Raw genomic sequence first — 8,256 nt, 5'->3', positions numbered from 1 at the left:
GTTTGGCGATAGGCCGCGTTGAAGCGGTCGAATCGGGACTGATCCCAGTATTCTTCAAGCTTGAAATCCTGGCCGCCGAAGACGTCGACGCTGGGGATCTTGAATGTGTCCGCGAATTCGACGGTGCGGCTGTCATAGGTGAAGTAGATCGACGGCGTGCCGTTGGCGAGCGCCATCAGGTTGCCGTGCAGCCGATAGCCGAGGACGAGATCGAGCTTGCGCACCAGCCGCTCATATTCCGCGACCACGTCGGAATAAAACATGCGGCTCTGGTAGAGGGCCGAGACCTGCTCATCGAGATACCAGTTGTTCGCCCATTCGTTCTCCTTCAGCGCAGCCATGGCCTGCGCCTTCTGCTCTGGCGTGCCGAGCGCGAGCTTCTTCTCCTCGACTTCGCCCTGCGACATCAGCGTGACCTCGAAGCGATCGGCCATCGCCTTCACCAGCGAGCGGTGGAAGGTGAGGTAGCGCTTGATGTCCTGCGCATAGGTCTTGGAGACCTCGCGGCGCAGCGTGACGCCGGCCGTCTTGACCTGCTCCAGCGGGGGCAGTCGGATGGCGAGGTCGGGATTGTTGTTCCGGAACGCCGTCGGGCAGCCGATGATGCGGACATTCTTGATGCCGAGATCGTTCAGCACCTCGGCCGAGTACGTGCCGCGGACGCCGAGCGAGGCGGTGGAGTCGGAGATCAGCTTCAGGACGGTCTTGGTGTCCTCGCTGAGTTCGAGCTTGCCGCTGACCGGTGCCTGCGCGCCGATCCCGAAGGCGATCACCGGCAGCTTCAGCCGGCGCAGCACCTCGGCGGCCTTCGACCAGTTCATCTGGGCGTGGACGTAGTTCGAGCCGCGCAGGAAGACGTAGTCGTATTCGGCGTTGAGTCGGTCGATCTTCGCCGGGTCGACATGGGCGATCGGCAATTCGTCGAGCTTCTCGAAATTGAGCAGCTTCAGCGAGGAATCGAAGACGAAGGCGTCGCCGATATTGTGATAGTGGTCGATGTGGCTTTGCAGGTCGGCATAGCGATACCAGCGCACATTGTCGTGGTCGTAAACCTCCCCGGACGGGCTGATGACGAGGATTCGGGCCATGTTCGGGTCTCCCCTGTTATCTCGTTATGGTTTCAGGCGATCATCGCCGCGGGGTCCTGCCGCGCGGGCGCGGGCTGCTGGCGGCCGGCCAGGAGGCGGCGATAGAGATCGAGATGCGTCTGCGCGCACTCGACATGACTCAACGGCCGCTTGATGCCACCGCGCAGGCGTTCCCAGAGACCGGGCTCGGTCAGGGCCCGCGTCATGCAGTCGACGAGATCCTCCGGGCTGCCGGAGCGGAAATGCAGACCGTCGACCTCGTCGGTGATCTTCTCGGCCATCCCGCCGAGATTGCTCGCCAGGATCGGCCGGCCGTGGAAGAAGGCCTCCTGGATCACGATCGGTGAGTTCTCCCACCAGACCGACGGCATCACCATCCAGTCGACCGAACGCATCAGGTTCGGCATCTCGCGGTTCTGGAAGGCTCCACAGAAGCGCACCCGGCGCCCGGCGTTCTCGACGAGCTTGGCGAACTTGTCCTGATAGGCCTGCGGCTGGCGCTCGAGGTTGCCGCCATACACCAGCAGGATCGAATCATCGCCCCACACGGCTTCGGGAATGCGCGTCACGGCATCGATCAGGACATCGGCACCCTTGTAGGGCGTGAGCTGGCCGAAATAGGCGAAGCGCGAGCGCCGTGCCTTGCCCTCCGGCAGTGTGCGGGGCGGAGCCGGAGCGGCGACGTCGATGCCGTTCTCGATCACCGAAAAGCGCTCCGCGGCCAGCCCCCAGTCGATGAAGCGGTCGGCGAGGAACTGGCTCGGCGAGACGAAATGGTCCGCGAGGCCGAGCATCCCCTTGATGAACGTTTCGCGGGCGAGGAAGCGTGCCGGCGATATGTCGGGGAAGCAGGCGTTGCAGTCGGTCGGCGACGACCGGTAGCAGAGTTTGAAGGCGCCGGTCTTCACCATCTGGCCGTGATGGTGGCAGATCGAGAGATACTCGTGGAAGGTCACCACGATCAACGCGTCCGGCAGCGCATCACGCACCGCGAACAGGCATTCGAGCCCGAGCCCGATGAAATGATGGAAATGCACCACGTCCGGCTTGAGATCATGCAGGACGCGGACGAAGTCGCGCTCGATCTCCTCGGTCGCCCGGTTGGAGATCAGGAAGTGGTCGTAGTCCTCGGCATAATAGAGAAGCTCGCCGCCGCGCTGCCGCAGGCTCATCAGGGCGGTGCCGGCATGGCGCGGCGTCGGCGCGCCGACGCGGGCGAGAAAGTGGGAATCGACGCCGCTGCCGGCCTGCAATCCCTTGTGGAGGTTGTAGGAGGCCATCTCCGCTCCACCCAGAGACAGAGAAGGGTGGCCATGCGATATTACGAGAACCCGCATCCTCAGCCTTTCATGTTGGAGATGGCGAGCGCCCAGCGCCGGTCGAAGCTGGTCCGGTCCGCGAGCTGGGCCAGTGCGCCGAGATGGGGCGATGCGGCCTCGGCGTCGTCGACGGCGTAGACCTCGACATCCGGCACCCAGAGCGAGGGTGAGCCCGCCATCCTGAGCTTGAGGCAGAGGTCGAGGCCCTTCTCCGCCGTGGTGAAGTAGTTGCGGGCGAAGCCGCCGACCTCAATGAAGGCAGCGCGCGAGAGCACGCAGCATTCGCTGGCGCCGGCCGCGACCTCCATCGGGCCGAGATTACCCACCGCCTCCAGGGGGTAGCCGACGAATCGGTTGGCGATGCGGCGGCTCGGCCCTTCGCCCTCCAGCCAGGCGCCGGCCCAGCGGATCGAGTCATCCTCGAAGAGCAGCGTGGGGCTGGCCACGCATTGGCCGCCGCGTGCTCGGTAGGCCCGCTCCAGCCGCCCGAGCCAGCCGGGCATGCGGATCTGCGCAGCGCCGGAGAGAAGGGCGACCGTCTGGAAGCGACAGGCGCGCACGCCGGCCTCCAGCGCATCGCAGGCGTCCTCGACGCCCTCGACCGCAACGAGGCGGACCGAGAGACCATAGAAGCGGGCGAGCCGCCGGGCCTCGGCGCCCACGCGGTCGAAGCTCTCGGATGGCGCCGCCAGGACGATCGGCAAAGGCCGGACCTCGGGGTCCATCGCCATCAGCGCGAAGAGCGCCGACAATTCGCGGTTGCGGTGGTCGAGGCCGATGACGAGGCCGAGCGGTGCTTCCGGATCGAACGGGCCGACATCGAGGTTTTCGACGGCTCGCGGCGGTGCGATCTCGGCGGCCTGCAGGGCCGGGGCGATCTGCCGTTCGACCACGGCGTTCGCCGTGGAGGAGCGAGGATCGAGGAGGCCCAGCGTGCGCTCCAGCGCGCGCCGCGCCTGGCCGCGATTGGGTTCGAGCGGCAGGAAGGCGGGGCCGGTGCCCTGGACCTCGAAGGCAAGGTGGAGGGGCTGGCCGGGTTCCGGCGCGAGCTTCGGCGCGAAGACGATGAAGCCGTGGCTGTTGCGCCGGGAGGCCAGCGCCGGGCCGAAGCGCGGGTCTTCCATGAACGCGGCGGTGACATCCGGCCGTTGCACGCGGGTCCAGAGGCGATCAACCGCGCAGGACTGGGTGCCGCTGCGCAGCGTGACCCCGCCGACCCGGCGCTCGGGGTCGAAGAGCCAGCCGATGATCAGCACGCCGGTGTTCTCGATGACCGTGACGGCGTCGATGCCGGCGCGGACCGGCTCCTCGAGCAGGCAGACGGTGTCGCGGCCGTCGAAGCGCTGGGAGGCACGGCGAAGCTTGTCGGTGGTGGCCTGCGGGGCCGTACCGCGCTGTAGCCCGTCGCGAAGATGGCCGGGCACGGTGATCGGATCCAGCAGGACGTAGCGCTCATAGACTTCGAGCGCGCGCCAGCCGTCATTGCTGCGGAAATACAGCCGCTCGATCTCGCCGGGCTGGCGAGCCTGGGAATCCTCGAGCAGCCCGAAAAAGCCGCGGGCGCCGTCGCCGAGATCGTCGCGCTCGAAGGTCCCGGCTTCGAGGTTGGCGGGCGAGAGGCCGCCATGGGCGATCAGCAGCTTGGTCCGCCCGGCGGGGAAATGCGAGGTCCAGCCCTGCAGGAAGATGCCGTCGCCCTCGAGCGAGCCCATCACCTCGACGAAGCCGCCGGGGCGGGCGACGGTCTGGAGCAGCATCGCGACCGCGCGCAGCCTGCGCGGGTTGGGCGCGCCGGTCAGCAGAACTTCGAGCAAGCCGTCGACGACGCTCGGGAAGGCCTGCCCGGCATCGTCGGCGAGCTCGGAGAGGAAGGCCTGCAACGGTTGCGGCTTCGGCGCCAGCAGCAGGCGAAGCGGACGGCCGGGGCGGCCGATCAGGAGAGCGCCGGTGCCGCTTGCGTCGACGGTCGGTGCGGGGGCCAGGCAGAGGAAGCCCGTGGCTGCCGAGGGGTCGGCCGCAGCGCGGCGCCAGCTCAGGACCATCGTCTGCGCGCGGTTGCGCGGATTGCCGTCGACTGCGACCGGCACCTTGGCCGGTATCGCGTCGCAGACGCTGCGGACGAGGATGGCATTCTCGCCGAGCGGCGTCCAGGCGACCGTCGGGGCGGGAGCGAGTGCCGTCTTCTCTGGGACGATGACCTCACTCATCGATCAGCCTCCCCAGAGGGTCACGGCGAGCGTGACGAAGGACATCACCGCGGCAAGCGTCGACAGGAAGCCGAGGATGATCGTGACCTGCCGGAGCGGGGCGCGAGCCTCCTTGCGGATGGCAGCAAGACGCTCGTCGAAGGCGCGCAGGGTGCCGTCGAAGCGCAGCTGGAAGACGTCGAGCTCGCCGAGCCGGCGGACGATCTCGCTCTGGCTTTCGGTCTCCGCCTTGGTGGCCTCCGCGAGGGCATGGTTCTCCTCGAGCCGCGCCGCGATGCGGTCGAGCTTTTCGTTCAGCTCCTTCTGGGCGAGTTGGCCGCGCCGGTTGAGCGCGATCAGGATCTCGACCTTGTCGAAGAAGCGGGCGAGCGGAACGGCGATCGCAGCCTCGGCTGCGAGCTCGTTCGCCGCCGGCAGGCGCAATTCCAGTTCCATGCCGGTGGCGGGCGAAACGCCGACGACCGTAAGGCGGCTGCGGGCCGCGATCAGGGTGTCGTCTAGATCCATGGAGAAGGCGTGCCTGCCATCGCCAATGCCGTTGCGGCGCAGGTCGACACGGCTCTGGTCCGCCGTGATCTCGGTGGCGAGCTTGCCGTCGCAGAAGAGCTTCACGGTGACGGCTTCGTCGGGACGGGCCTCGTCCCAGATCCAGCCATGCAGGCGGCTGCCGTCGAGGGCGTCGATGCGCCCGTTCAACTTCGCCGGATTGATGTTGGGCAGGCGGACTTCGTTGTCCTGTTGCTGGGCTGTCGTCATGCGGCCTCCGCAAGCTTGAGGCTATCGAAGAGGGTGAGGTGACGGCCGGCGCATTCGGCGAGCGAGGGTTGCGCTGGGATGCCGTCGACGAGGCGCTGCCAGAGGCCGTACTCGTCCATTGCCCGGCGCATCGCGCGGGCGAGGGCGGCGGGGTCGCCGGGCCGGACATGGAGACCGTCGAGGTCGTCGCGGACCATCTCGGCCATGCCGCCGATATTGCTGACGATCAGCGGCCGGCGGTGCTGGAATGCTTCCTGGATGACCAGGGGCGCGTTTTCCCACCAGATTGAGGGCATCACGACCCAGTCGACCTCGGCCATCAGCGCCGGCACCTCGTCGCGGCGATAAGGCCCGCAATGGGTGACAATGCCTTCCGCGCCGGCGAGAGCGGCGTCGAGAGCGCTTGTGAAGGCCTCGCCCTGGAACGGCGCGCCGCCGTGTATGCGCAGCGAGAATTCCCGGTCCCCGGCTGCGCGGAGCAATTGCGCCGCCTGCAGCAGCGGCAGAACACCCTTCCAGGGATTGAGATTGCCGAAATAGCCGAAGCTGGCCCGCCGGCCCTGGGTGCTGCGATGTGGCGCCGGGTTCTGCGCCGGGCGCGCATTGGCGATGACCTCGACCCTGTCCGCCGGCAGCCCCCAGTCCACATAACGCTGCCGAAGGAAGCGGCTGGGCGCAATGAAGCGGTCCACCGCCGCCAGGTGTGTCTTGATGAAGCGCTCGCGCAGCAGGAAGCGGTCGGAGCCGATCTCTGGGAAGCAGCCGTGGCAAGCGGCCGGCGAGGAGCCGGTGCAGCGCTGCCGGTCGCCGGGCCGCACCATCAGCCCGTCATGGTGGCAGATCGGATAGTAGTCATGCAGCGTCATCACGATCGATGCCTGGGGCAGCAGCCGGCGCGCCAGCGTCAGGAATTCCGCGCCGATCAGCACGAGATGGTGCACGTGGATAACGTCCGGCCGGAATTCGCCGAGCAGCGCGCCGAGATCCTGCAGCGTGCCGTAGTGGTCGATCTGGCTCATGTGGAAGCGGTCGTAATGGGCGCTCCACAGCAGCGCGTCCTCACCCACCGATTGCAGCGCGGTGCCGGGGTGCGGCTCGCGATGGATCGCATTGGTCGCACCGAGGAAGAGCACCTCGCAGCCCTCGGCGCGATAGGCGCCGGCAAGGTCGTGCGCGAAGATTTCCGTCCCGCCTGGATGCAGCTCGGGGTGGTTGTGCGCGACGACGAGGATGCGGCGGCTCATCGGCTCCGCTCCGGCTTGGTCGCGATCAGCACATCCTGATAGTGCGCCGCATTGATCCCGCGCCAATGACCCGGCCGAAGGCTCTCGACGACGAGCCCGGTCCGGGCGGCCTGCTCGAGCAGGAACCCCGTCTCGATGCCGGCGGCGGCGAGCGGTGCTTCGTCGATGGCATACCAGCCCGGCCCATCCTGCCAGCGCTTGAACGAGAGGCGTTCCTGGCCGGTGGCTGCGCCGTCTATGGCGAAAGCGGTGAGGAACAGCCGCCCGCCCGGGGCGAGGAGACGCGAGGCCTCCTGCAGGTAGACGACGAGTTCATCGGGCGGCAGATGCGTGGCGACCGAGATCATCGTCACGAAATCGAAACTGCCGTTGGCGAAGCCGAACCGGACCTCGACGCCCGGCAGCGAGCCCTGCGGATTGTAGAGCGGATGAGCGATGTCGAGACGCTGGAAGCGAAAGCGCGGATACGCCGGGGTGATCGTCTGGGCGCACCAGAGGATGCCGTCCATGACTGGATCCACACCATCATAGCTGCCCCGTTCGGGATCGAGATACTGGGTCAGCGGCACCGCCATGCGGCCGATGCCGCAGCCGATGTCGAAGACACGTTCATGCGGACTCAAGCGGCCGATCCTGACGAAATGGCCGAGAAATTCGGCGCCGATCGCGCGGTAGTCGCCATCGCCGACGAAGATCGAATCCGGCGGCGGATGGGGCATGAAGCGGTTGGTCAGAAGCGAGGCCAGCAGCCAGTCGAAGTCCGGGCCGGGCTGGCCGATCGCGGGCGCCGTTTCGGGCGTATCTTGTTTCAGGGCGATGATTGCCGTCATGCCGCGGTCGCTCTCCTGAAGCCGAAGCGGGGAACAAGGTCGGGTTCGCTCGGGACGGGCGCTTGCAGCGCCGGCTCCGGCGCCGATGTTTCGAAGGCCTGCATCAGCGCGTCGATCTGGGTGTCCCAGCGCTGCGTCTGCAGCCAGGCATTGTGCTGGGAAGCGGCGCCGCGCGTGTAATCGACGCTGTGCGTGATCGACTGCCGCTCAAGATGGTAGAGCGCGACATCCGGGGCATAGAGAATGCCGAAGCCGGCCCGGCGGATCTTGAGGCAGAGATCGCTGTCCTCGTAGTCGCCGATCACGTAGCTTTCGTCGAAGCCGCCGAGTTCGTCGAACAGGGCGCGCGCCATAACGATGCAGGCGCCGGTGACGCCGGGCACGGGCCGCTCGACATTGGCCGGCGCGTAGTTGCCTGGCATGCCCTTGAAGAAATGGTGATTGAGCCAGGTGCCCTTGCTGTCACGCTTGAAGAACAGGCCGGCATGCTGGAGCGAGCCATCGTCATAAAGCAGCTTGGGGCCGACGGCGCCGACCCGCCCGCGCCGGTCGAGCCTGGCGACCAGCGCCGACAGCCAGCCGTCGCCAACCGGAATCACATCGGAGTTGACGAGGGCGAGCGCATCGGCGCGCGCCTGCCGCGCTCCGGCATTGCAGGCTGCGGAGAAGCCGCCATTGCGCCGCATGGCCACGAGCTGCATCGGCAGCCCATAGGCGAGGTGGAGCCCGCCGAGGAGATGCGCGACCTCCGCCTCATGCTCGGGCGAATCGAGCACGTAGATGAGCTCGGCATTCTCCGCGAACCAGCGATC

7 protein-coding genes are annotated in these 8,256 nt (G+C 67.4%); all 7 read right to left on the bottom strand.

Features of this window, described 5'->3' with window-relative positions:
- On the bottom strand, window positions 1–1,088 hold a 1,088-nt coding region (locus ACIPIA_RS06320; RefSeq protein ID WP_400507735.1), incomplete at its 3' end, for a polysaccharide pyruvyl transferase family protein.
- Between the two features lie 32 nt (window positions 1,089–1,120).
- Window positions 1,121–2,368 (bottom strand): glycosyltransferase family 4 protein, encoded by a 1,248-nt coding sequence (locus tag ACIPIA_RS06315; RefSeq protein WP_400507733.1) that lies wholly within the window; start codon window positions 2,366–2,368, stop codon window positions 1,121–1,123.
- A gap of 59 nt (window positions 2,369–2,427) precedes the next feature.
- Window positions 2,428–4,614 (bottom strand): glycosyltransferase family 2 protein, encoded by a 2,187-nt coding sequence (locus ACIPIA_RS06310; RefSeq protein WP_400507732.1) that lies wholly within the window; start codon window positions 4,612–4,614, stop codon window positions 2,428–2,430.
- A gap of 3 nt (window positions 4,615–4,617) precedes the next feature.
- Entirely contained in the window at window positions 4,618–5,370 is a 753-nt protein-coding gene (locus ACIPIA_RS06305; protein WP_400507730.1) for a hypothetical protein, read from the bottom strand.
- The gene (locus tag ACIPIA_RS06300; RefSeq protein ID WP_400507728.1) at window positions 5,367–6,614 is read right to left on the bottom strand and encodes a glycosyltransferase family 4 protein; all 1,248 of its coding nucleotides are present in this window, start codon (window positions 6,612–6,614) and stop codon (window positions 5,367–5,369) included. The genes ACIPIA_RS06305 and ACIPIA_RS06300 overlap by 4 nt, the downstream gene beginning before the upstream one ends.
- Window positions 6,611–7,444, bottom strand: coding sequence for a class I SAM-dependent methyltransferase (locus ACIPIA_RS06295; RefSeq protein WP_400507726.1), 834 nt, complete (start codon window positions 7,442–7,444; stop codon window positions 6,611–6,613). The genes ACIPIA_RS06300 and ACIPIA_RS06295 overlap by 4 nt, the downstream gene beginning before the upstream one ends.
- On the bottom strand, window positions 7,441–8,256 hold an 816-nt coding region (locus tag ACIPIA_RS06290), incomplete at its 5' end, for a glycosyltransferase family 2 protein (RefSeq protein WP_400507724.1). The genes ACIPIA_RS06290 and ACIPIA_RS06295, both read right to left, overlap by 4 nt.

This window comes from Allobosea sp. CER48 (assembly GCF_044752385.1).
Classification (GTDB): Bacteria; Pseudomonadota; Alphaproteobacteria; order Rhizobiales; family Beijerinckiaceae; genus Allobosea.
The sequence above is the reverse complement of the archived record's forward strand: the minus strand, read 5'-3'. Positions and strand labels throughout refer to the sequence as shown.

Excerpts from the sequence above, each read along its gene's own strand:
- ACIPIA_RS06310 (WP_400507732.1), bottom strand. The coding sequence starts at position 4,614 with ATGAGTGAGGTCATCGTCCCAGAGAAGACGGCACTCGCTCCCGCCCCG.
- ACIPIA_RS06315 (WP_400507733.1), bottom strand. The coding sequence starts at position 2,368 with ATGGCCTCCTACAACCTCCACAAGGGATTGCAGGCCGGCAGCGGCGTC.
- ACIPIA_RS06295 (WP_400507726.1), bottom strand. The coding sequence starts at position 7,444 with ATGACGGCAATCATCGCCCTGAAACAAGATACGCCCGAAACGGCGCCC.
- ACIPIA_RS06300 (WP_400507728.1), bottom strand. The coding sequence starts at position 6,614 with ATGAGCCGCCGCATCCTCGTCGTCGCGCACAACCACCCCGAGCTGCAT.
- ACIPIA_RS06305 (WP_400507730.1), bottom strand. The coding sequence starts at position 5,370 with ATGACGACAGCCCAGCAACAGGACAACGAAGTCCGCCTGCCCAACATC.